This window comes from Tenacibaculum aiptasiae, assembly GCF_965221665.1.
GTDB classification, from domain to species: Bacteria; Bacteroidota; Bacteroidia; order Flavobacteriales; family Flavobacteriaceae; genus Polaribacter; species Polaribacter aiptasiae.
This window is the reverse complement of sequence record NZ_CBDCSN010000003.1, coordinates 943,378-968,211: the sequence shown is the minus strand read 5'-3', so window position 1 is coordinate 968,211 and position 24,834 is coordinate 943,378. Positions and strand designations below refer to the sequence as shown.

At 30.2% G+C, this 24,834-nt stretch carries 15 protein-coding genes; 13 read left to right on the top strand and 2 right to left on the bottom strand.

The annotated features are described in order from the left end of the window. Positions 1-16 precede the first annotated feature (16 nt). The 9 genes from ACOQN8_RS16175 (at position 17) to ACOQN8_RS16135 (ending at position 13,219) form a co-directional block, all read left to right on the top strand. On the top strand, positions 17-6,847 hold the full coding sequence (locus ACOQN8_RS16175) for a T9SS type A sorting domain-containing protein (RefSeq protein ID WP_420553461.1): 6,831 nt from the start codon (positions 17-19) through the stop codon (positions 6,845-6,847). A gap of 6 nt (positions 6,848-6,853) precedes the next feature. Beyond that, positions 6,854-7,030, top strand: a complete 177-nt coding sequence (locus ACOQN8_RS16170; RefSeq protein WP_272149693.1) for a hypothetical protein — start codon at positions 6,854-6,856, stop codon at positions 7,028-7,030. A 203-nt stretch (positions 7,031-7,233) separates the two neighbouring features. Beyond that, positions 7,234-7,671, top strand: coding sequence for a MarR family winged helix-turn-helix transcriptional regulator (locus ACOQN8_RS16165; RefSeq protein WP_420553460.1), 438 nt, complete (start codon positions 7,234-7,236; stop codon positions 7,669-7,671). 53 nt (positions 7,672-7,724) lie between these two features. After that, positions 7,725-8,660: an NAD(P)H-dependent oxidoreductase gene (locus ACOQN8_RS16160; RefSeq protein ID WP_272149695.1), complete on the top strand. Its 936-nt coding sequence runs from the start codon at positions 7,725-7,727 to the stop codon at positions 8,658-8,660. A gap of 13 nt (positions 8,661-8,673) precedes the next feature. Further along, positions 8,674-9,267 (top strand): short chain dehydrogenase, encoded by a 594-nt coding sequence (locus ACOQN8_RS16155; protein WP_420553459.1) that lies wholly within the window; start codon positions 8,674-8,676, stop codon positions 9,265-9,267. Positions 9,268-9,293: 26 nt separating this feature from the next. Continuing rightward, entirely contained in the window at positions 9,294-10,346 is a 1,053-nt protein-coding gene (locus ACOQN8_RS16150; protein WP_420553458.1) for an L-dopachrome tautomerase-related protein, read from the top strand. 47 nt (positions 10,347-10,393) lie between these two features. Continuing rightward, positions 10,394-11,263 carry an alpha/beta fold hydrolase gene (locus ACOQN8_RS16145; protein WP_420553457.1) on the top strand — a complete coding sequence of 290 codons (870 nt, stop codon included), beginning with the start codon at positions 10,394-10,396 and terminating at the stop codon, positions 11,261-11,263. A 25-nt stretch (positions 11,264-11,288) separates the two neighbouring features. Then, positions 11,289-12,152 (top strand): helix-turn-helix domain-containing protein, encoded by an 864-nt coding sequence (locus tag ACOQN8_RS16140; protein WP_420553456.1) that lies wholly within the window; start codon positions 11,289-11,291, stop codon positions 12,150-12,152. 80 nt (positions 12,153-12,232) lie between these two features. Further along, the gene (locus tag ACOQN8_RS16135; protein WP_420553455.1) at positions 12,233-13,219 is read left to right on the top strand and encodes a quinone oxidoreductase family protein; all 987 of its coding nucleotides are present in this window, start codon (positions 12,233-12,235) and stop codon (positions 13,217-13,219) included. 91 nt (positions 13,220-13,310) lie between these two features. Here ACOQN8_RS16135 and ACOQN8_RS16130 read toward each other — a convergent pair whose 3' ends face one another. Beyond that, positions 13,311-14,429 carry a type 1 glutamine amidotransferase domain-containing protein gene (locus tag ACOQN8_RS16130; protein ID WP_420553454.1) on the bottom strand — a complete coding sequence of 373 codons (1,119 nt, stop codon included), beginning with the start codon at positions 14,427-14,429 and terminating at the stop codon, positions 13,311-13,313. 89 nt (positions 14,430-14,518) lie between these two features. Further along, positions 14,519-15,949, bottom strand: a complete 1,431-nt coding sequence (locus tag ACOQN8_RS16125) for a serine hydrolase domain-containing protein (RefSeq protein WP_420553453.1) — start codon at positions 15,947-15,949, stop codon at positions 14,519-14,521. A 343-nt stretch (positions 15,950-16,292) separates the two neighbouring features. Between ACOQN8_RS16125 and ACOQN8_RS16120 the strand changes: the two genes are divergently transcribed. The 4 genes from ACOQN8_RS16120 (at position 16,293) to ACOQN8_RS16105 (ending at position 24,829) form a co-directional block, all read left to right on the top strand. After that, entirely contained in the window at positions 16,293-19,064 is a 2,772-nt protein-coding gene (locus ACOQN8_RS16120) for a helix-turn-helix and ligand-binding sensor domain-containing protein (protein ID WP_420553452.1), read from the top strand. 297 nt (positions 19,065-19,361) lie between these two features. Continuing rightward, positions 19,362-22,535 carry a glycoside hydrolase family 2 TIM barrel-domain containing protein gene (locus ACOQN8_RS16115; protein WP_420553451.1) on the top strand — a complete coding sequence of 1,058 codons (3,174 nt, stop codon included), beginning with the start codon at positions 19,362-19,364 and terminating at the stop codon, positions 22,533-22,535. An 11-nt stretch (positions 22,536-22,546) separates the two neighbouring features. After that, the gene (locus tag ACOQN8_RS16110) at positions 22,547-23,974 is read left to right on the top strand and encodes a hypothetical protein (protein WP_420553450.1); all 1,428 of its coding nucleotides are present in this window, start codon (positions 22,547-22,549) and stop codon (positions 23,972-23,974) included. 18 nt (positions 23,975-23,992) lie between these two features. Then, positions 23,993-24,829, top strand: a complete 837-nt coding sequence (locus ACOQN8_RS16105; protein WP_420553449.1) for a glycoside hydrolase family 16 protein — start codon at positions 23,993-23,995, stop codon at positions 24,827-24,829. The last annotated feature ends 5 nt before the right edge of the window (positions 24,830-24,834 follow it).

Genomic DNA, 24,834 nt, shown 5'->3' with positions numbered 1-24,834 from the left:
TTTCAAACTCCACTTCATGAAAATAAAACAACTAACTATTTTATTTTTATTCCTTAGTAATTTAGTCTTAGCCCAAGAAACTTTAGTCCCCGATGATAATTTTGAAAACTATTTAGAAACCCACGATGCAAATGGAAATGTAGTCGCTTTAGGAGCAGCTACAAGTATGGGAAATGGAATTGCAAACGATAATTATGTAACTACTTCAAAAATAGCCAATATAGTAAGTTTAGATATTTCTAACCTAACAATTATAGATGCAACAGGAATAGAAGCTTTTACCTCATTAGAGGTATTAAGCTGTTTTAATAATGCACTATCAAGTATAAATTTATCACAAAACTTTGCCTTAAATGATTTAAATGTTGGAAAAAACAATTTAACCAGTTTAGATATAACTAATAATACAGTCTTAACTAAATTGAGTTGTAGTAAAAATCAACTTACTAGTTTAGATGTTTCTCAAAATACACAATTAGAAACTTTAGGTTGTAGTAGTAATCAATTAAACAGTTTAGATGTTACGAAAAATACTGGTTTACTGAATTTATCTTGTTATAACAATCCTTTAGGGAGCCTGGATGTAACCAAAAATTTGTTGTTACAAGACTTGGATTGTGTAAATACACAATTAACTAGTATTGATGTATCTAAAAATACTGAATTATTAGAATTACAAGTGTATGAAAACTCATTAACAAGTTTAGATGTTAGTAATAATGTTAAGTTAATAGAACTCTATGCAGAGTATAATCAGATTACTAGTTTAGACCTATCAAAAAACACAGCTTTAGTAGATTTGTCTTGTTATAACAATCAGTTAACGTATTTAAACTTTAGAAATGGAAATAATGCAATATTAGACTCAGGTGATTTTGATATAACCAATAACCCAAATCTTACTTGTGTTTCTGTAGACGATCCTACTTATGCTACTGCTAATTTAACCGATAAAGATGCACATACAGTGTATAAAACTTCTTGTACACAAGTTAACGTGCCGGACGATAACTTTGAAACATACTTAGAAACACATAATAGTACAGGAGGAGTGGTACCAGTAGGAGACCCAACAAGTATGGGGAATGGTATTGCAAACGATAATTTTGTTGGAGTTGAACAAATTAAAGATATTACTTATTTAAATATTTCTAATCAAGGAATTACAGATTTTACAGGAATTGAAGAATTTAAAGCATTGGAAGAGTTACGTGCTTTTAATAATACAGTAACTTCTGGAAGTTTAGATTTAACAGGTAATGTAAACCTTACAGAGATTGCTTGTTCTGATATGGGACTTAGTTCTATTAATATTTCAGGTTTAGTTAAATTAGAAAAAGTTGGATTACGAAGTAATAATTTTACTACTATTAATTTAAGTACAAATACAGGGGTGAAGTATTTGTATTTAGATTATAACAATCTTACCGCTATTGACGTAAGTACAAACACTGCTCTTGTCGATTTAAGAGTAAGAGAAAGTTCGTTAACAACACTTAATTTAGCTAACAATACAAATTTAACTAGCCTATACTGTGACGATAATTTATTAGCGACTATAGATGTTTCAAATAATACACTTTTAAGAACACTTAATTGTAGTAAAAACAAGTTTACATCCATTAATGTTAGCGGATTAACAAGTTTAACCGATTTATTTATTGATGATACTCCAACGCTTACAACACTAAATGTAACTAATAATTTAAATTTAGAAGACATTGGAGTAAATAATACAGGATTAACAGTTTTAGATTTAACTAATAATACAAAGTTGATAGAGGTTTATGCTAACAATACTTCCATAACTAGTTTAGATTTTAGCAATAGCCCAGATGTTGAATATATTGAATGTAAAGATGGAGTGCTTACTTCTTTAAATCTTAAAAATGGAAATAATAGTAATAGCATAGAATTATATGCTACAGGAAATTCTAATTTATTATGTATCCAAGTAGATGATGCATCAGCTAGTTATTTAAGTAGTTGGAGTAAAGAGAGTAGTACAGCATTTGGAGAAGATTGTAATTGGACTTATGTTCCTGACGATAATTTTGAAAATTATTTAGAAACTCACGACGCTAATAACGGTTTTGTTTCTGTTGGCGACCCAACCAGTATGGGGAATGGAATAGCTAACGATAATTATGTGACTACAGCAAAGATTAAAAATGTTGTAAACTTATTCGCTCAATTTCAAGGGATAACTGATTTTACAGGACTTGAAGACTTTACCGATTTAGAAGTATTATTCATTTTTAATAATGTAATTAATACTAGTTTAGATGTAACAAGTAATACAAAGTTAACAAGAATTGATGCTGGAGATATGGGAATAACTAGTATTAATGTTACTGGTTTAACTGCCTTAGAGCAATTGAATGTACCCCGTAATAGTCTTACGAATATTGATGTTTCTACTAATACAGGTTTGAAAGGCTTGATAATTTCTTCTAATAACTTATCAGGGTTAGATGTAAGTAAAAATCCCTTGCTAGAAGATTTACAAATTCATGAAACCACTTTAAGTACTATAGATGTAAGTGCTAACGTGAATTTAACAAGAATTATAGCTTCATTAAATCAATTTACAACATTAAATCTTGAGAAAAACACAGCTATAGAGAGATTAAACTTGGCTAAAAACCCTTTTACTTCTTATGATCTAAGTCATCTGACAAATTTGAAAGAAATAAATTTAGACGAAACAAGTATTACATCAATAGATATAAGTAAGAACACAAATTTAGAGGAGTTTAGTGCAAGAAATAACAATGAATTAGTAGAACTAAATGTAAGAAATGGCAACAATAGTAGTTTTACCGAATTTGAAGTTGATAGTTGTCCAAATTTAACATGTATAGAAGTAAACGATCCTTCTGCCGCATTTTTATCGGGATGGAGTAAAGATGCTACCGCTAATTATGCAGAGTATTGTAGATTTACTAGCATACCAGATGCAAATTTTGAAACGTATTTAGAAACACACAACCAATATGGAGGTTCAGTGGCTTTAGGAAGTTCTAATAGTTTAGGAAATGGAGTTATTGATGATAATTTAGTTCCAACAGCAAAAATTGAAACGATTCAATTATTAACACCTAGAAATGAAGGAATCCAAGATTTTACTGGGATTGAAGATTTTGTTAGCTTAATTCGTTTATGGATAGATAACAATACATTAACGAATACAAGTTTAGATTTAACAAATAATAAATTATTAGAAAGTCTAACCCTAGAGAATACAGGAGTTACAAGTATAGATGTTACAGGGTTAACAGCCTTAGAATCATTAGAAGCAGCAAACAATAGTTTAACTAGTCTAAACATAACAACCAATACAGGGCTGAAATTTTTAAATTTAGGAGATAACAATTTGACTAGTTTAGATGTAAGTAATAATGATTTAACAAGTTTAACAGTTACAAATAATCAGTTAGGAACTTTAGATGTAAGTAACCAGACTAATTTAACATCATTGTATTGCGAAAACACAAATATTTCTTCATTAAATGTTCAAAATAATACTTTATTAGAAAACTTAGAATGTGGTCAAAACTCCTTAACAGCTATAGATGTAACTGCTTTAACAGATTTATTCTATCTATCATTTTTGAATACGAATATTGCTACCATCGATTTAAGTAAAAACACGAACTTAAGTAGATTAGTTTGTGATAATACACAACTTACAACTTTAGATTTGAGTAATCAGAATACGCTAGATAATTTATCATGTAAGAATGGTTTATTAACAAGGTTAAATTTACGTAGTGGTAATAATTCAGATTTAGATAATGTAGATGTAACAGGAAATCCAAATTTGACGTGTATTTCTGTTGATGATCCTTCAGCAAGTGTTTTGGCGGGTTGGTTAAAAGATGCTACAGCAAGCTATGCTCAATATTGTCGATTAACCTATGTTCCAGATGATGTTTTTGAAGCTTTTTTAGAAAGCAATGGTTATGGAAATGGAATAGCAAATGACAACTATGTTTATACAGCATTGGTGGAAGTTTCAGAAGGAATAGTTTTCCAAAATAAAACAGCTTCGGATTTAACGGGAATTGAAGACTTTAGAGATGCATGGTATTTTGTAATTCGTAACAATCCAAATTTAACAAGTATCGATTTAACTCAGAATACTAAATTGACTACACTGAGTTTAGCAAACAACAATCTTTCAAGTTTAGATTTAAGTAAAAATACCATTTTAGAAAAAGCATATCTAGACAATAATACTAATTTAGGAGACGTCAATATAGCTCCGCTATCACAATTAAATACATTAGATGTTTCAAGTACAGGAATTAATAGTATAGATATTTCAAATAACCCATTATTAAGAGTATTAAACCTTAACGATAACAGTTTTACATCATTAGATTTATCAACATATCCAAGTATTTTACAATTAAGAATAGTCAATAATCAATTAACATCATTAAATGTAGCTAATGGAAACAATACTAATTTTACATGGTTTGATGCTCAAGGAAATGCCGATTTAACTTGTATTACTGTTGATAATATTAATCCAGATTCTGGTATATGGCATAAAGATGCTACAGCAAATTATGCCTTGTATTGTGATCTTACTAATATACCAGATGCTAATTTTGAAAACTATTTAGAAACTCACGATGCGAATGGAAATACCGTTGCTGTAGGAAATGTTTTAAGCATGGGGAACGGAATCGCTAATGACAATCAAGTAGCAACTTCAAAAATAAAAGATGTAACTACATTAGATATTAGTAGTCAAAATATTTCAAATATAACAGGTATTGAGGCTTTTACAGCTTTAGAATCCTTAAATATTGATTATAATAATTTAACTTCATTAGATTTAAGTAGTAATACAAATTTAAAAATCTTAGATGCGGCAGAAAATAATTTTACATCATTGGATTTATCAGGTTATTTAGCTTTGGAAGAAGTAGAGTTGCGATCAAACTCAATAGAAAATTTAATTGTTTCTAATAATCCAAACTTAATAAAGTTAAGAGTTGGTAAAAATAAATTAGCAGTTTTAGATGTAACAGCTTGTACGCAATTAGAAGAGTTAGCAGTACATCAAAATGTATTAGTGTCTTTAGATGTTAGAAATGGAAACAATGCTAATATTACAGATTTTGTAGCCTTATATAATTCAAGTTTAACCTGTATAGAAGTAGATGATGCAGCTGCGGCTTATTTAGCAACTTGGCAAAAAGATGCAACAACAAACTTTAGTGAAAATTGTAATGCTACAGTTTGGTTAGGGACAAATAACGATAATTGGAATGAAACAAGTAACTGGGTTGCAAATGCAAAACCACAAACTACTAGTAATGTGATTATACCTTACAGAACAAACACTCCAAGATTAACTTCATCAGAACAAATAAATGACTTGAGAATTGCAGAATTTTCATCATTTGATATTACAGAAAATGGATCAGTAAAGGTTGATGGTAACTTTAATAATTCAGGAACATTCACAATGACATCAACAGCTTCTAATAGTGCAAGTTTATTAGTAGAAGGATCAGCAAATGGTGAAGTTACTTACAAAAGAGGAGGATTAAAAGCTGGTAAATGGAGTATTGTTTCGGCACCAGTTTCTGGACAAAGTATTAAAGAGTTTGTAGAAAATTCAGCCAATAATATTCGAGTGAATACTACAGTAACTCCCAATCGTTATGCAGTAGGTTATTATGATGATAGCAAACCAGATGGAACAAAATGGGTATATTATACAGTAGACGATTTAGCATCAAATAGTATTGTATTTGAAAAAGGAAGAAGTTATGCAATTTCAAGAGCAACAGATGGTGAAGTAAGTTTTACTGGGACTGTAGAAACTATAGATGTTAGTAAACCGGTGGCTACATCAGAATGGAATGCTGTTGGAAATCCGTTTACAGCCTTTTTACCAATTAATGAAAATAGTGGAGTAAACTTTATCAATGATAATCTTGCTAATTTTGATCCAACTTATGTAGGAGCTTATGTATGGGATAATTCACAAAATAAATACAAAGCCAATACATTAGTAAGTGCAGAAAGTTCATTAGCACCCGGACAAGGATTCTTTGTAAAGACAGCAGCAGGTGCAAACTCACTCATATTTAAAGAAGCTCAAAGAAAAATTCAACCAGCAAGTGGTGGAATCTTTAGCAAAGGAGTAGGAGAGAGTCAATCAGCAGTTGAGTTATTAATAGCTACAAAAGGAGTAAAAGTAAATACAGTTGTAAGTTATAGAAATGAAGCTACCAAAGGTTTAGATATGGGGTATGATGTAGGAAACTTTGATGGAGCAAGTTTAGATATTTATACTCAACTTATAGATGGCTCATCAGAAAAGAACTTTACTTATCAATCATTACCTAATAATGGAGAAGCGAATATAATTCCGGTAGGAGTAAAAGCTAAAGAAGGATTAGAAGTTACTATTTCAGCAAAAGCAACAGCATCTGAAGGAATGAAGGTTATTTTAGAAGATAAAGAATTAGACAAATATATTGATTTAAGCAAAGAAAATTATACTATAACAATGTCTAAGCCCGAAAATGGAATAGGAAGATTCTATCTACACACACAAGTACAAGGAAAGGTACCTGAGGATACAGTTGCTGATATCAAAATTTACAGTATAAATAGAACACTAATTGTAGAAGGTATTTTAGGAGACAATTTTAATATCTCGATGTATAATCTATTAGGAGCAGAAGTTTTCAAAGGAACATATGAAGGAATAAATAAAAATGAGATAGACTTACCAAAGGTAGAAACAGGAGTATATCTAATAAAGTTGGAAACTACTGAAGGAACAAAGAATAAGAAGATAATTCTTAAAAAATAGTCATCGATGAAAAATCAAAATATACAAAACCAAGATCCTAAAATAACTAGAGAAGAAGCTTTAAAAAAGCTAGGGAAATATGGAAAATACGCAGCATTAACAGCTTTAGGTACCTATATGATATTAAACCCACAAAAAGCACAAGCACAAAGTCCAGACGATCCAGGAAGCGGATTTGATTAAAAAATAAAGACAGCTAGTATTTGGTTCTCTATTGTGTATTATAATAGGTGCTTACAAGTTATTTTCCCCTTATAATAATTTAACTACTAGCTGATCTTTCAATTCCCCTTTAAGACAACTAGAAATAGTTGTTTTTTTTTGAATCAATAATACTTGTATGTACAACTAAAAATTTTATATCTTTGTAATGTTAAAATTTAATAATGAGTAAATCAAAACCTTCATATCAAGAATGTTGTCTTTATTTTACAGCAAACTCCTTAACTAGGTATATAAGTACAATGGCTGATGAAGCATTTAGAATAACAGGATTGTCAGCTTCTTATGCACATTTAATGTTATTATTGATAGACGAACCTGGTTTAGGTCAAAATGAACTCAGTAAACGAATCAATGTTAAAGCTTCTACAATGACAAGATTTATAGATAAACTAATTATGATGCGTTATGTAGAACGTAAGCAAGAGGGGAGAAACGTATTTGTATATCCAACAGAGGAAGGAATTAATCTTAAACCAAAAATAGATGAGGCATTATCAAATTTATTTGATACCTATTGTAAGGTATTAGGAAAAGATTTTGCAATAAAATTAACATCTGATATTCATAAGGCAAATGAAATGCTTAATAAGGGTAGTTAAAAAAAGCTACTTTTTTTTATTATAATAAACTTGTATGTACAACTAATAATTAAATGAAAATATTAATGATTGTGGCACATCCGAATTTAGAAAATTCGGTGGCCAATAAACGAATTTCAGAAAAACTACCTAAGTATATTAAGAATTTAAAAGTTAGAAATATCTTAGAATTAAATCCTGATTATAAAATTAATGTTGAAGCAGAACAACAAGCACTAATTGAAGCAGATACTGTTATTTTTCAATATCCATTTTACTGGTATAATATGCCAGCGATATTAAAACTATGGTTCGATGAAGTGTTTAGTTACAATTTTGCTTATGGTGCAGAAGGAAATAAACTTAAAGGAAAAAACTTTTTACAGAGTATAACTGTAGGAGGTCCAGCTGAATCATATACACCACTTGGATACAATCACTTCAAAATAGAAGAGTTTAACAAACCATTAGAACAAACAGCTTATTTAGCTCAAATGAACTACTTACCACCAATTTATGAACATGGCTTAGTATATATTCCTGGTGTTTATAATACAAAGGAAATAGTAGAGGAAAGAGCAGATAAACAAATAGAAAAATTGGTAAATGTACTTACAGAGTTACAAATTGAAACTCCAGAAAAGACAATTCAAAAATTTGTTAAACAATGGTTTGGGAATTTTGATGCATTAGCTGAGGAAAACTATTTTACTCAATACATTTCAGAAAGTACAAAGTTTAACTTTCCCGAAGGAGAGTTTGTAGGAAGCATAGGATTTAATCAATGGTATACCAATATTAAAAAAAGTATAAAACCCAATAATGAACATATAATAGAGTCATTACATATCAAGGAAAATAAGAATCATTTTGATGTTGATTTAGCTGTAAAACTTAAAGCAGAAACCTATACCAATGAAAAAATTCAATTAAATGTGAAGGAAAATTGGAAAGTAAAAATAGAAGAAGAGAAAATAAAGATTCAAGAATATAAAGTACAAGAAGTTTAATAATAAGTAGAGTATGAAGAAATTAATTTTAGTCGGTTCAACAGGAGTTATAGGAAGTAAAGTAAAAGAGTTAGTAGCAAAAAATTATGAAATAGTTACTGTTAATAGAACAAGTGGCGATTATCAATTAGATATGTCTGATGAAAATGCAGTTGAGGAAATGTTTAAAGAGATAGGAAGTTTTGATGTATTAATAGCAACAAGTGGTTATGGAAAATGGGGAAGTATTGAAGAACATACTATTCAAGATTTTCACGATGGATTAAATAGTAAGTTAATGGGGCAAGTTAACTTGGTAATGATTGGAAGAAAATATGCTAAAACAAACGCAATGTTTGTACTTACATCAGGAATATTAGCGCAATACCCAATAGAAGGTGGTTTGTCTTTAGGAATCATAAACGCAGGTATAGAAGCTTTTGTTAGAGGAGTAGCTTTAGAAATGAAAGATAAGTATGTAAATGTGGTAAGTCCATCGTTTGCAAAAGAAACTATGGAGCTTATGGGAATAGATGCTTCATCAGGAACACCAGCTATAGAGTTCGCAAAACTTTATTTGCAAGCTATAGAATCTGAAACATCAGGTAGTATTTATCAAGTAAATTAGATAATTTTGAGTTAAAACTAGTAATCATGAAAAAAATAGCGTCCATTTTATTAGCGCTAAGCATTTTAGTAGCTTGTAAGAGTAAATCAAAAAAAGAAGAAAAAAAAGAACAATTGCCTAAAGTAACTCAAGTAGCAACAATCAGAGGTCAACAACTTACGGGAGTAACAGTAAGCAAAAGTCGAGTATTAGTCAATTTTCCACGTTGGAGAAAAAATGTTAAGTTTTCAGTAGCAGAAGTAAAGAAGAACAATTTTTCAGCTTACCCAAATAAACAATGGAATACATGGAATATAGGACAACCAGTTAATGATTCTGTTTTTGTAGCAGTACAATCTGTAGTAGCCTCTAATGATTTATTATATGTAGTAGATACAAGAAATCCACTATTTGAAGGAGTTATAGATCAGCCTATTATTTTTGTTTTTGATTTAAAAACTAATAAACTAGTAAAGAGTTATAAATTACCAAAAGAAGCATTTCACAAGAATTCGTATATCAATGATATTCGAATTGATAATCAAAGAGGTTATGCTTATTGTACCGATTCAGGAAAGGCAGGATTGGTTATATTGAACTTAAAAACAGGTGAAATAAAAAGAGTATTAGACGAACATTTTTCTACAAAAAGCGAGCAAGCCTATTTAACAATTAATGGAAAGAAATGGAATAATACAGTGCATTCAGATGGAATTGCTTTAGACGTAGCATCAGGAATATTGTATTATCATGCTTTAACAGGATATAACTTATATGGAATTTCAGTAGAAACATTAATAAAAGGTTCAGAAAAAGAGATTGAAGAAGCAGTTCAATTAGTAACAAAAACAGCAGCACCAGATGGAATGCTTATCAACAAAGGGAATTTATATTACGGAGATTTAGAACAACATTTAATACAAACATATAACCTGAAAACTAAAAAAATAACGACCCTGTTATCAGGAAATAAGGTAAAATGGGCAGATACATTTAGTTTAGATAACGGTTATTTATATTATACAAACTCTAGAATTCATGAAGCATCAGGAGATATTTCAGATTTAGAATTTACAGTGAATAAAATTAAAGTTGATTAGACATTCAATACAAAGTTTAATTTAATAGATAATCTCCTTAAAATAAGATGACAGGAAATATTATAGATAACTTAAGATATACATGGAAGTCTCCTCCAAAATTTGGAGAAGACTTTTTTTATTTAAATACAGATTATGGTAAGATTAGAGTACTTGATACAAAAGGGAATCTTCCAGTTATCATTAATGTTCCAGATGGGCCAAATGTTATAGAACATCAGTTTCATTTGATTAAAAGTTTGTCAAAAGATTATAGGGTAATATGCTTTGAGTATCCAGGGTTGGGATTTTCATTTCCAAATAATAAGTATGATTATTCATTTGAAAGTGGTGCCAATTTATTGAATCAGGTGATGAAAATACTGAAGTTAGAAAAAGTTTCATTGTTATTTTCATGTTCAAATGGTTACTATGCAATCCAAGCAGCTATGAAAAACCCCGATAAGTTTAATCATATATTCTTATCCCAAACACCATCAACAGAAGGGTTGTTAAAATGGACAGAAAAGTCTATTCCGAGTTTAATTAAAACACCATTTATAGGACAACTAACCAATGCCTTTTATGCCAAGAAATTTGCTGGCATTTGGTATAAATATGCACTACCAAAAGAGAGTTTACATCAACTAAATTTTACAGAAATAGCCCAAACATCTATACATAAAGGAGGCTGTTTTTGTCTTTCATCTTTGGTACAAGGATTAAAAAAAGATAGTAATACCTTATTGAAATTAAACGAAGTACCAACAACGTTAGTTTGGGGATCATCAGATTTTACACATCGTAAAACGGATAAAACATCAATTAAAAGTCATATTAATAATTGTGAAATAATAGAATTCAAAGATTGTGGGCATTTTCCAGAGTTAGAAAGAACAAATGACTATGTAAAATTGATAAAAGAAAGAACAATGTAATAAAGAATATTCAAGTCAGTAAAAAATGATAAGAACAATAAATAACATAGCAGAATTGTATGATTTTATTGGCCTAAAACGTATTCCTTGTCATGAGCATTTTGATATTTTAACGCATCAAGATACCTATCCAGATGTTTACAAAATGGTTTCAGCTCACAGAAGGAATTTTTGCTCAATTATTTATTTAGAGAATCAGCAAGATGGAGAAATGCATATCAACCAAGATGTGCATTCAAACTTAAAAGATGTTTTATTTTTTCAATCATCACAACATATTTTCAGTTTTGTAAGAGGAAATGAAATGAAAGGTTTTATACTTTTTTTTAAGCCAGAATTCTTATTACCACAGATTAAAGACGTAGTAGATGAATACTCATTTTTTAATAGCTTTCAAAATAATATATATCATTTAGATAGAAATGAAAAAGAAGAAATTGAAGAGTTGTTTAAATTAATAAAAAAGGAAAAAGAAAATCAAGAATTGAGTAAATATTTACTGTTAGCATTATTGGAGAAAAGCAAATTAATTCAACAAAAACATCAAGCTATAGAAAAAACTATTTCGTCTGAAATTCAATTAGTAAACTCATTTAAAAGACTAGTTAGAAATCATTTTATACAAGAAAAATCGGTTAGTTTTTATGCACAAAAATTAAATTTAACAGCCAATTATTTGAATGATAGAATAAAGAAGTATACAGGTAAAACAGCGAAAGAACATATTACCAATAGAATATTACTTGAAGCAAAGAATATGTTATTGTATACAGATATGGACGTTGCAGAAATTAGTTTTATTTTACAATTTAATGAGCCTTCATATTTTGGTAAATTTTTTAAAAAACACACACAAACTACACCAAAATTATTTAGAGTAAATCAGTAAAAAGTACCATTATAACCTTTTTTTGTATTAGAGTGTATTTCAATATGTAAACTACTTTTGTATCATAATTTTTTATATAGATGAAAGCAGTTCAAATTACAAAAACAGGTGGAGTAGAGGTATTAGAATATAAAGAAGTAAGTTGCCCAAAACCACAGAAAGGTCAAGTATTAGTAAAAGTGCATGCAGCACCAGTAAATTTTATAGACACAATCATAAGAGAAGGTAATATGCCTCCTGGAATGATGCCAGAGTTGCCATTTATACCAGGTGTAGAAGGAACAGGTATAATTGAAGATGCTAATAATACTGATTTAAAAAAAGGGAGTAAAGTCGCTTTTTTAGGAGTTATAGGTTCTTCAGTATATGCAGAATATGCATTAGTAGATGCAGATAAATTGATTGTTTTAAATGATAATGCCGATTTATTAAAGGCTGCAGTATTGCCAGTAAACTATTTTACAGCTTACCATATGTTAAAGAATGTAGCTAAAGTAGAAGCAGGAAAAACTGTTTTGATTTATGCAGCATCAGGAGGAGTTGGAACAGCGTTAGTACAAATTTCAAAATTGTTAAATCTAACTATTATAGCATTAGAACGTAGAGACGAAAAAGTAAAAAATGCTTTGAGTATGGGAGCTAATTATGCATTTAATACTTCAAATGAGAATTGGAAAGAGCAAGTAAAAAGTACTATTGGAGAAAATAGTATTGATTATGTGTTTAATCCGGTAGTTGGAGATACTATTAAAGACGATTTAGAATTATTAGCACCATTAGGACATATCGTAATTTTTGGATTCTTAGCAGGACTAGGAAACTTTAACTTAATGGAAGAAAGTGTAAAATATTTTGGAAAAGCACCTTCAATTTCATTTTCTGAAATCTATGCTACATTCACTAATAGATATGATATGGTCGACAGTGCTATGAAAGAGCTATTTCAATGGTTAGCTGAAGATAAAATCAGTCCTATTTATGAAACCATGCCTATAAAAGAAGCAAAATTAGCTCATGAAAAGCTACAGACTGGTTTGGTAAAAGGAAAGTTGTTACTAACAGTATAGAATAGTTGCCCTTGTAAGTGTATTTTAGAAATGATAAAAAAGTAACCTTTTTGATAATTCAAATAGGTTACTTTTCATATGAATTATATAATTAATTTAGGTCTTTTAATAATTTCTCAGCTTGTTTTTTTACTAAGTTTTTAGCTATTAAATTATTTAAAATGTTCTTTGCTTTAATTTTGTTACCTAATTTAACATAAGTCTGAGCAACTAGTAATTGTAGGTTCTCATTAAAAAAGTGAGGAGAGGTTAATTCTACCAATTCTATTCCTTTTGCCAGTTGTTCTTTATTGTTTTCAGCAGCTAAAATTTTATAATATCCATAAACAGCAATGATTTGTATATCATAGTTAGCTTTATTTTTTGCTAACTCATTCTCTGCCCATTTAAAAGTTTTACGTTTATCTAAAAGATCCTGAATTAAATACACGCTTTTTTCATCTTTATATAAAGTTCTTTTAACAGGAGTTAATCCTAATGCTTTTACAACAGCTTCAGCTGATTTTGTTGTTGAAAAGGGGTTTTGACCAGTAATAAATTTTCCGGATACAGCTACTTCTGATAGCATAAAATCCGTTTGTTTAAAAATAGCACCTCTTGAAGTTAATTTATCTTCTAAACTAAAAGGGAATTCTTTTACCCATTTTTTACCGAATAGATTTTCTTCTACATTACAAAATCCGGTTATTTCAACTCCTTTGATAATATATTCATCATTATTTTTAATATTTACAAAAGATGCGGGACCATGACAAACAGAAGAAATAACAGTTTTATCTCTTTTATAAAGGTTTAATACAATGTCTTGAAGAGAAGGATCGAAGGGCAAATCGAACATAGCGCCTTTGCCACCAATAATATAAATAGCATCATAATTTTCAGGATTTATACTAGCTGTGGTTTTAGTATTTTCTAATAAACTTAAAGCAATTTTATCTTCTAAAATAGCTTTGTTGTACGGTTTTTCTTTATTGAATTTGTCAGCTTCAACTTTTCGACCTTTTGGACTAGCTAAGTCTATAGTTAAATTGTTGTTTTTAAAGATTAGATAGGCCTGTGAGAATTCGTCAAATTCATAACCAGGTCTAGTTGCTCCTAAATCTTTCCCATAGCTACTTACCACCATAAGTAACTTTTTTTGCTTTTTATTTAATTGTGAAAATAGACTAACAGGTATTAAGAATAGAGCAATAATTATTAATTTTTTCATGTTTTAAAATTTTATTAGTTAAAATCTTAACTCTTTTAGTTAGTATAGTTGGTTTTTAATGTTGAGTTTTAATTGATTGTTTTTGCCTATTAGCTTAAGCTACTTTTAAACCTTAAGTAAGGAGGCTCAGTAGAAGTTTTATGAATATTAGGACCTCTATAATACATTACTTTGCCTGAAATTATATTGTTATGAAAGTCAATTTCAGTATACAAGACACCGTCAGGGTGTATCAAGGCATATATGTTTTTTCTCTTTAGATAGATTAATTTATATATTTCTTCATTTTTTTCTTTAGAGTTAATAGTAAGCTTATCATTTTTACCATCAAGTTCTAAAAAACCATCTCTTTTTACCCACTTTCCTCGAACATCTTCTTCAACAATTAGTTTAAATTTTCCTTTAGGTTGTTTGTAAACCATTGGCTTGGTTAAGTAGGGAATAGCCAAAGTATGAGCAGTTTCTTCTATAGCCCAAAGACGTAAAGCATTGGTCATTAAAGAAATGCTTACTTTTTGATTAGGAAAACTACTAACAATACAACGAGTTCCTTCCCCAGCACCATCTTGTTCAAATACTTTTCTATCAGCCATATCCCAATTATTATCCCAACCAATTCCTTCTCGAATTGTTTCACCAGAATTTAATTTTTGAACTTCATAAAAAGTATCAACAATATCTTTTTTTATATAGCCATTATTATAAGCGTTTACTAATTTTACTAAGTCTGTTGGTGTAGAAATCAAAGCAGCTCCTGCTAAACTATAGCTGTAGTTTTTAGGTTTTTCAATTTCTAAAAAATGAGCTCCCTCTTTTTTAGCATCAAAATTATATAGTTTGGTCATTTTTTTGGTTAATTCTATACCCGTAGAAGTCATTTTTAGAGGCTTGAAAATTTCATTGTCAAGTAAGGTTAGAAAATCTTTATTAGAAGCTTTTTCCATAACCCAAGAGAGCAATGTATATGCATGAATACTATATTGATATTTATCTCCAGGTTTATGTAAAAGAGGAATATGAGAAAAGACATTCACAGCGTCTTTAACACTAGTATAGTAACGATTTTCTAATTGATCATTTTTAGAATAATGCCCCATACCAGAAAGTCCCGTTGCAAGTTGTTTTACAGTGAATTTATACTCTTTTTTAGGATAGTTTGATAAATATTTTTGAGCTAAATCATTAAAATTGATGCTTTTTTTCTCAATTAGCTTTGCTAGAGCAGTGGTAGTAATAGCCCTAGACAAACTACCAGCTCTGAATTGTGTTTTAGGAGTAACTTTTTTCTTAGTTTTTAAGTCAGAATGACCAAAACCTTTGGAGTAAACAATACTGTTGTTTTTACTAATTGCAACTGAAACTCCTGGAGGAGTAGTGGGGAGCTTAGTAAGTTCAGTTACAATTTGATGTACTAGTTCGTTTGCTTCCTTTTGATTTGCATTTATTTCTTGAGCCGTTATTTTAAATATACTTGATAGCGTAACAAACAACAATAAGATTGAGGTAGTTTTATTTTTCATAAATGAGGTTTTATAAACAGTTTAATTACAAAGTAAACTTAAACTGTAAAGCATTATCATTATGAAATAATAGATAAAGAGTAGTAGCTCATATATAAAGAGTAGTTTTTAGTAGACTAAAAAAGTTTAGTTTTTAGAAAAGAATTTATCATTATTCAGTGATAGTAGTTTAAAAATTTAAATTTATTCCCGAATACAGAAAATAATAATATTAGTAAAATAAGTGAGAACAGACATTTGTGGTGGAATAGAGATGTAAGATATTATCTTCTTTAGTTACATTTTTGTAATAAGAGAAGTATTATTTGTACATTTAGTCAATAACTTTATTTTATACTGCAAGTTGAAATCATTTATAAAACTTTCATTTTTTCTTTGTTTTTTAAGTTATTCTTGTCTTTTTGCTCAAGAATTACCTCCAGTAACTAACTTTTCTCCAAAAATATATACAGGAGAAAAACAGAATTGGGCAATTTCTCAGGATAAAGAAAAAACAATTTACATAGCTAATAATAGGGGGCTCTTATCCTATAATGGTGCTTCTTGGAGGTTATATGATTCACCTAATGAAACAATAATTCGATCTGTAAAAGTAATAGGAAACAAGATTTTTACAGGGTGTTACATGGAGTTTGGTTATTGGGAAAAAGACAATTTAGAAGAATTAAAGTATACTTCATTATCAGAAAAAATAGAAAATCAAATTATTGAAGATGAACAGTTTTGGAATATTTTATCTTTTGAAAACAAAGTTGTTTTTCAATCTTTAAATAGAATATTTATTTACGATTTATCTAGTAAAGATTTTATTATTTTAGGTAGTAATGATTTAATTACTAAAACCTATCAAACAGCAAGTTCTATTTTCTTTCAGAAATCTAATAAAGGACTTTATAAAATAGATAAGGGGAGGGAGTTACTTATTTCTACTAACGAAATTTTTGTTGATGAAAGGATTATTAATGTATTTCAAAAGGAAGATAAACTATTAGTTTTAACTGAAAATAAAGGTTTTTTTACGCTATTTAATGGAAATGTAGAAAAATGGGGAAGTGATTTAGATAAGAGTTTTAAAGACGTAAGTGTATATAATGCTATAAGATTAAAAAATCAAAACTATGCTTTAGGAACCATATCTAATGGATTTATTCTTCTTGATAAAAATGGTAAATTTTTATACCAATTAAATAGAGAAAAAGGACTTTATAATAATACAGTACTTTCTTTATATGAGGATGTAGATGATGATATTTGGTTAGGTTTAGACAACGGAATTAGCCTAGTCAATGAAGAATCACCTTTTATATTATTTAATGATTTTATAGGAGATTTAGGAAGTATTTATGCTTCTGCAATTTTTAAAGATTATTTATACTTAGGAACAAATCAAGGTTTGTTTTTCAAAAGAATGAATTCGGCAGATGATTTTAAATTAATTCAAGGAACAAAAGGTCAAGTATGGAGTTTAAAAGTAATTGATGAAACACTTTTTTGCGGACATAATTTAGGAACCTTTACAGTAAACAAAGGAAAGATAAATTTAGTATCGAATATAGAAGGAACTTGGGATTTTAAGAAGATAAATGATTCTTTAGTATTACAAGGTAACTATGATGGATTATATGTTTTAAAAAGAGAAAACAATAATTGGAATTTAAGAAACAAAATAGAAGGTTTTAATATTTCATCTAAACAGTTTGAAATTTTTAAAACTGATAAGATTTTTGTGAATCACGAATATAAGGGAGTATATGAGTTAAAGGTTAATGAAGATTTTACAAGTACATTTGAAATAAAAAAAGACACGGTAAATTTGGGGGTACACTCAAGTATTGCCTCATTCCAGAACAAAATTTATTTAGCATATAAAAAGGGCGTTTTTGAATATAATGAAGAAAATGCATCTTTTGTAAGAGATACTACCTTAAGTAATATTTATAAGGACGACTTTATTTCAGGAAAATTAATTATTCAGGATAATGAAATGTGGGCTTTTACACAATCTAGTTTAGTTCAAATAACACCAAGTAAACTTTCAAATGGATTTGAAGTAAAGAAAATTCCTTTAGATAATATTAAAAGAAATAGTGTTGTTGGGTATGAGAATATTTTAAAAATTGTTAAGAACCGATATTTATTATGTTCCTCTTCTGGATATATTGTTATAAATACAGCAAAGTTACCTCAAAAAGAGTTCGAAGTAACACTTAATAAAGTTTCTTTGAAAGAGAATAAAATAGACCATGAGGTCAATGGTGTTTTTAAGAATCATCAAAACAATTTAGCCTTTACGTATAATGTTGCAGAATTTGATAAGTTCTTTTTACCAGAGTATCAATATCGATTAAAAGGGTTGGAAAAAGAATGGAGTAAATGGTCTACTAATTATTCAAAAACTTTTGAAAGTCTACCAAACGGAAACTATACTTTTTTAGTACGAGGTAGAGTAGGAAATATGTTGTCTAAAAATGAAGCTAGTTATTCATTTGAAATAAAAAAACCTTGGTATGCTAGTAATTTTATGCTAGTAATTTATGTCATATCTTTTGTGTTATTTTCCATAGCAATGCATATGATGTATAGAAGATATTATAAAAAACAACAAAGAAGAATTATACAGGAAAATCAAAAAGAACTGAAAATAGCACAAATAGAAAATGAAAAAGAAATCATTAAAATTAGAAATGAAAAGTTAAGGAAGGATTTTAAAGATAAGAGTAAAGAACTAGCCTCATCTATTATGAGTGTTGTAAAAAAGAATGAATTATTAACATCTATAAAAAATCAAATTGTTAGTGTTGATAATGGACAATTAAAGGCTGTAATTAAATTGATAGACCAAAACTTAAAAGACAATGATGATTGGGAGTTCTTTCAAGAGGCCTTTAATAACGCAGACAGTGAATTTTTACAGCGCCTAAAGAAATTACATCCTAATTTATCTCCTAATGATTTAAAACTTTGTGCATATTTACGCTTAAATTTATCTTCTAAAGAAATAGCCCCACTTTTTAATATATCTGTAAGAAGTGTTGAAATTAAACGCTATAGGCTACGTAAAAAAATGAACCTTCAACACGAAAACAACTTAGTTGATTATATTTTGAACCTATAAAAACTTTACACATTCGTTTTTAATACGGTTTTCACCTATACATTACCTATACAAAGTCGTTTTTTCTTGTTTTTTCAGGAAAAATGCGATGTTTGTTTGTTTCTTGGTTTTGTATGGGTTTTGTTGTTAAAAACATAAAAAAACTTTATTTTTTTTAATGTGTATATTTTTTGTTGAGGTCTTTTTTATCAATTCTGTAAATTATAACTGTACTTTTATTGTGTAACATTCTGTTTCGGAATTGCTATCACAGTACCATTAGTAACAATCACAGAAAAGATTAAAACTCAACATATAATGAAAGTAATTTTAAAATTAACATTACTTCTTTTTACACTAAACTTTTATAGTCAGGCACAAAAAGTAGCTGTTGTAAAAAATAATGAAGGAATTATGTTAACAGTAAATGGAAAACCATTTATTGTTAATGGTGTCAATTGGGATTATGTACCTATAGGTAACACCATTACAGATTCAGGAATTTGGAATCAATCCGATGATATCATTAAAGCTGCATTAGACTCTGAAATGTCACTTCTTAAAAATATGGGAGTCAACTCAATAAGAACCTATAATTTACAACCAAAGTGGATTACATATATATATGATAAGTATGGTATTTATACCATGTTAAACATCACTTTTGGAGCATATGGTTTAACCATAAATGGGGCTTGGGTACCAGAAACAGATTATGCAGATCCAGCAACCAAAAAGGTATTAATGAAGGAGGCTATAGATATGGCGAATAAATACAAAAATACTCGTGGATTACTACTTTACATGATTGGAAATGAAAACAACTATCATTTAGTATGGAAGGGAACGGAGACAGAAGATATACCTATTCCAAAAAGTAAAGGAGAAGAAACTAGAGTAGCTGCAAGAGCATTGTATAGAGCGTTTAATAATGCCGTTAAAGAAGTAAAAAAAATAGATCAATCACATCCAGTTGCTATTTGTAATGGAGATTTAGGGTTTTTAGATATCGTTAAAGAAGAATGTACTGATATTGATATCTATGGAACTAATATGTACAGAGGTAAGAACTTTACCGATGCTTTCGAGAGAGTTAAAAAAGAATTAGGTCTTCCGGTTTTACTGGCTGAATTTGGGTCAGATGCATATAATGCAAGAGATGGCAAAGAAGATCAGGGAATGCAAGCTTATTATGACGTAGAAAACTGGAAAGATATTTATGCCAATGCTGCTGGTTTGGGAAAAGCTGGGAATTCACTAGGAGGATTTACGTTTCAGTTTAGTGATGGTTGGTGGAAATACGGTCAAACTAAAAATTTAGATGTACATGATAATAATGCGTCTTGGAGTAATGGAGGATATGCAAGAGATATGGCAAAACCAGGAGATAATAATATGAATGAAGAATGGTTTGGTATTTGTGCAAAAGGACCAACCGATGCTCGTGGATTATATCAATTATATCCGAGAGCTGCTTACTATGCATTACAACAAGTTCATAAACTGAATCCGTATGATAAAGGAATGACTTTGGATTTCCTCAATAATTATTTTGAAGGAATTAATGTAATGGATGCTGTCTTGAAAGCAAGAGGAGATCAAGCAGCTTTAAAAGCACAAGAAGGAGGAAAAATAAAAATAAGCCAATTAAGGGCAGAGTTTACTACTTTTTATACAGGAGGAAGTTTATTAACTACACCAGATATGCCAGATCCTACAGCACAGAATAGATATCCGAATCAGACAGGGTTTGACTTTATGCATTCGTATTACATAGGTGTCGAAGGAAAACCTTCTGACAATATGAGAGCAGAAGTTAATTTTAACGTTATAGGAGAAGTTGCAGAGAATCCTATCGATGAAATTTTCTATGAAAATAGAGCGAGACCGGTGGAAGATGTCAATACCGCAAATGGAAACGTTACTTTAGGTGATGTAAATAAAGTAAATGTATACAACGCATCTTTTGAATGGAATGCTCAAGATTTTAATTTAAGAGGATTTTATAGAACAGGACATTATCATTGGGGATATGAAGGAGATTTTTTCGGATTATATCCAGAAGCAAATTATGGACCTAATTTAGATATTTATGGAGGAGAGATTTTAGGAGTTGAAATTGATGGAAAGAGATCCCTTAAAGGATTGAAGGTGGCAGCTGGTCCTCAACTATGGTGGGGAGCAAATCCAACAATGCTACTTAAATATACAAAGAATGTAGCGGGTGTTGATGTAACGGGAATATATCATAGAGATGTAAATACTGATTTAGAATTTGATCAAACTGGAAGACGAATTTTAAATAATAATCAGGTTCGAAGTGGTGTTATACCACCTTGGCCAACAGAAAGAGCCACTTTAGTATTAGAAAAGAAGTTTGGAAGTATAGGAGTAACCTTAGGAGGAATATGGGCAGGTAGTCCGTTAAATGGAAGCTCATTTCAAGATGTAAGAGGAACTTCTGGAAACTACGTAGTATATACAGATAAGGTTAATTCAGATGATAATTGGGGAGGTAAAGCAAAAGTAACCTATCAAAAAGGACGCCTTAATTGGTATGCCCAAGGAAGTATTATGGGATTGGTAGCTAATGGAGGAGCAGATCAAACACAAACATTTACTGGTTGGAAATTGAGAGACAATGGAAGCGGGAATCAAACCAACTTTTTATCTGGGTTTACCTACAGTTTTGGAGACTTTCAAGTAGCACCCAACTTTTTATGGCAAAAACCAATTGTAGATGCAATGCCGAATGATGTAACAGGTCCAGGTAGATTAAGAAATGTGATAGATGACCCTTTTGTTGTAAGAGCAAATAGAGAAACCACCGCAGGAGAAATATTATTTACCTATGATCCAACACCAGGAACCTGGATGTATCAATGGGATAATGATAGAAAAGAAGATGCAAAATTTGCTATGAACCTTGGGTTTGTATACAGACATTTACCAACGACTCAAGATGCACATGTTGGTTTTTTAGCCGATCGTACAATTTTTGCTTTTAATAACTCTGCACCCGCAGAAGATTTATGGGAAGTACATTCAAGAGTGGTATCTAAAATTAGTCCAGACTTCGGATTAATAGCTAATATTTATGCAGGTAATGGACAAGGAAATGGAGATAGTCAACGTACCATAGACCGCTTTGGAACAGATGTAAGAGTCATCTATAAAAAAATGAAGATAACTGGAGCTGTGAAAGTAAATGATTGGGGACCTTTTGATTATCACAGAGATTTTAACTTAACATTCCCACTTCAATTAATGTTAGATTTTTCAACTTCCGTAGGAAAACAAGATTGGTTTATACTACCAAGTACAAAAATTGGTATTAGAGGAACATGGCGTTCGTTAGACGAGTTTTCTCCTAGATATTTACCAAATGAGGCATTACCTTTTGCAAATTCACCAATTATTAGTCCAGTAGGATTTGGTAATGGTTCAGAGTGGGAAATAAGAACATATATACATATCAACATAGGAAAATAAAGAACTAAATAATGAAGACTAAGAAATATATTTATTCAAAGATTGCCTGTGTTTTAGGGGTAATTTTATTTACAGCAACAAGTTGTGAAAGAGGTTTGTCGGAAGAAGCTGAGTTTGCAACCTATCCAACAAATGGAGGAATCTTTTTTGATGGTTTTGTAGGAGGTTTAGATTATTTTCCTTTCGGAGGATCTTTTGCAGAAGCTTTTTCAGTAGATACTAATGAAAAATATTTAGGTACAGCTTCGATGCGTTTTGATATTCCTGTTTTTGGAGTAGGTTTTGGAGGTGCTACTTTTCAAAGCTTAGGACCTCGAGATTTATCAGGTTATGATGCATTGACTTTTTGGGCAAAAGCCTCTCAAGGAGCAGATATAAACGAAATAGGATTTGGTATAGATGGAGATACAGAGAATAAATACCAAGTTACTTTACAAAATTTACAGGTATCAACAGCTTGGAAGAAGTATATTATTCCAATACCAGATCCATCAAAATTGAATCAAGAAAGAGGAATGTTTTGGTATGCTGAAGGAGCAGAGAATCAATTTGATGAAGGAGGATATACATTTTGGATTGACGAATTACAGTTTGAAAAATTGGGTACTGTAGCACAACCGCAACCAAAGATTTTAAATGGGGTAGATGTTGTACAAAACACCTTTAATGGCTCTACAATTCAGATCAATGGAACACAAACCTTTAATGTAAGTTCGGGAGAAAATATAACTACAAATGTAGCACCGTCATATTTTAGTTTTGAATCCTCAAATCCAGATGTAGCCATAGTCAACGAGTTAGGTAAAGTTACTATACTTACCCAAGGAACATCAGTAATTACTGCAAAATTAGGGGGAGTATCAGCAAAAGGATCTTTAACACTAAATTCTTCAGGAGATTTTACACCAGCTCCAACACCTCCAACGAGAAATTCAGCAGATGTTGTTTCCGTTTTTAGTAATGCTTATGCCAATATAAACATAGATTTCTATAACGGATTTTTTGGAGGACAAACCACAGAAGGAGGAGCAGTTGATTTAGGAGCGGAAAATGTAATTAGATATACCAACTTAAATTTTGTAACAGTACAGTTTAGTAACCCTACCGTAGATGTATCTCAAATGACAACACTTCATTTAGATATTAAAGTAGATGAATCGGTTGCAGGAGGAGATGCTATTACAATAGAGTTGGGAGACTTTGGAGGAGATGGAGTTTTTGGAGGAGTAGGTTCAGATGATTCAGCAGGTTCTGCAACACCAATTACAGGTTTTACAGAAGGACAATGGCTAAGCGTAGATATACCTATTAATAGCTTTACAGGAGGAACTGGAGCAGGTTTTACAGGGTTAACCAATACAACCAATTTGGCACAGGTTACATTCGTTTCGAGTACCATTTCGAATATTACAGTTGATAATATTTACTTCTATAAATAACAAATAAAAACTAAGTATATGAGTCATATAAATCATTTAATAGTTAAAAAGAATTTGTCAAAGTATGTATTGTTAGTTGTGATACTAATGTGTTTTGCATGCAATAAAAGTGAAGAACAAACGGTGGCTACCTTTTCTAATTTAGTTTGGAATGATGAATTTAATGTAGATGGAGCTTTAGACAATTCTTTTTGGACTTATGATATAGGTACTGGGCAAAATGGTTGGGGTAACAGTGAATTACAATACTATACAGATAGACCCGAAAATGTAACCGTACAAAATGGAATACTTATCATAACCGCAAGGAAAGAATCATTTAATGGTTCAGGTTATACTTCAGCAAGAATAAAAACTGAAGGTTTATTTGAAGAAGCTTATGGAAGGTTTGAAGCAAGAATTAGAGTGCCTTACGGACAAGGCATGTGGCCAGCATTTTGGTTATTAGGAAACAATTGCAATGAACCAGGTTTTACATGGCCTAATTGCGGAGAAATTGACATTATGGAATTCAGAGGACAAGAACCTACAAAAATACACGGTAGTGTTCATGGTCCTGGGTATTCAGCAGGAAATGCCATTACCAAAAGTTACGAGTTAACAAATGATAGATTCGATACAGGTTTTCATGTATTTGGTATAGAGTGGGCGCCAGACTATGTAAATTTTTATGTAGATGATGTTTTATATAATCAGATAACTAAAGCAGATGTAACAGGAGATTGGGTATTAGACCATCCTTTTTATATCATCATAAATTTAGCTGTTGGAGGAAGTTTTGTGGGGGCTCCAAATAGCGAAACGGTTTTCCCACAAAGTATGCTGGTAGATTATGTTAGAGTGTATAAACAATAATTAAT